Here is a 1,777-nt window from a genome sequence, read left to right as displayed (position 1 = left end):
CGTTAAATCTTGGAATCTCTGAAAAAATTATCGAAGAAGCAATAAACTCTTTCAAACCACTAAAGTATAGGTTAGAACTGATAAAAAGCAAAAACAGAGTCAATTATTTCAACGATTCAAAAGCAACCAACGCTCACTCCGCTTACAACGCTTACAAAAGTTTCAGAGGAAAGAGTTATATAGCAATCTTAAGTGGAATTCCTAAAAATGAAGACTTAACACCACTAATTGAAGAACTTAAAACATATGCCAAAGCCGTATTAGTATTTGGAGAAATGGAAAAAGAAGTCAAAAAATACCCATTGAATCACAAATTTATCTTCAAAAGTAATTTAGAAGAAGTATTCTTATACCTAAGTGAAATATGTGAAGTTGGAGACAATGTAGTATTTTCACCAGCTGGCGCAAGTTTTGATAAATATAAAAATTATGAAGAAAGAGGGGAACACTTTAATTCTTTGGTAGAAAAATCGTAAATGGGTTACAGGGCGAAGCCCTCCCCTTGCTGGGCTAGGGACCGCAGGTCCCTGATAATTCCATATCTTGGAGGCATTTAGATGGATAATGAAGAAGTAAAAATCGTCATCGAAAAATTAGTCTACGGTGGATACGGCATGGCACGTTATGCCGGCAAAATCTACATGGTAAACAACGTTTACCCTGGAGAGTTTGTCTCCGTTATTCCAACAAGAACGAATAAAAATTTAGTATTTGCGGATCTAAAAGAAATCATACAACCATCCCATCAAAGGGTATCCTCCAAATGCAAACACTTCCCTGAATGCGGAGGTTGCCAATGGCTCGATTATGATTATCAATCCCAACTAAAATCAAAAACAGAGATAGTAAAAGAACAGTTAGAAAGAATCGGTAAGTTAGATAGTTCCCTTGTGAATGACATAATCGAAAGCGATTTAATCTGGGGTTACAGAAACAGAATGGAATACGCTTTTCAGAAAAATAATAACTTAAAATTAGGTTTAAATATTGCCAATTCAAACAAGGTTCTTGATATCTACTCATGCCCAATCTCACCTAATTTATTTGATAACATAAGAAATAAATTCAGAGAACTAGTTAATAAATTGAATATCGAAATATACGACAAAAACTCAAAAAAAGGAATCTTGAAACATTTAGTCATCCGAAGATCCTTTTCCAAAAATCAAACGATGGTTATTATAGTTACCAACACAGAGTATTTGCCTTATGAAGAAGAGATAAAACAGTTTTTTCAACAGAATTTCCATCCTTATTCACTCATTCACTTGATGAACAGTTCCGATAGCGTTGTACTACGGGGACCTTACAAAACGCTTCTCGGTGAAGGAGTATTAAATGAGGAGTTTGATGATTTTAAATTCCAAATTCCACCAACTGCTTTTTTTCAAAACAACTACAATGTTACACAAAAGCTATTAAGGCACATATTAGAATATTTCAAAAACAACACACAAAAAGATGACACTATGTTAGACTTATACTCTGGTGTTGGACTATTTTCAATATACTTTTTACCGCTCTTTAAACATATAGAATCCGTTGAAACCTCCAAAGTTTCAGTAAAAGCGGCGATCTCAAATTCTCATATAAACTTTATTAAAAACGTTAATTTCATATTAGCAAGTTCAAAACCGTATCTCATGAAAAATTCCGATAAAAGATTTGACTATGTCATCTTAGATCCCCCAAGAAAAGGTTTGGAAAAGAAAGAGATCCAATTACTATCTTCTATGGCAGAAAAAGGGATAATCTATGTATCTTGTGACCCTTCAAC

Annotated in this window: 2 protein-coding genes; both read left to right on the top strand. The window is 33.8% G+C overall.

Translation table 11 applies throughout. The annotated features are described in order from the left end of the window. Window positions 1-476 (top strand): glutamate ligase domain-containing protein (locus AA81_RS12985; protein WP_211292718.1); only part of this gene is annotated, 476 nt, incomplete at its 5' end. Window positions 477-557: 81 nt separating this feature from the next. Continuing rightward, window positions 558-1,777: 23S rRNA (uracil(1939)-C(5))-methyltransferase RlmD (gene rlmD / locus AA81_RS12980; RefSeq protein WP_103899275.1), on the top strand; the 1,220-nt coding region annotated here is incomplete at its 3' end.

It is taken from the genome of Petrotoga halophila DSM 16923 (assembly GCF_002924615.1).
The sequence above is the reverse complement of the archived record's forward strand: the minus strand, read 5'-3'. Positions and strand labels throughout refer to the sequence as shown.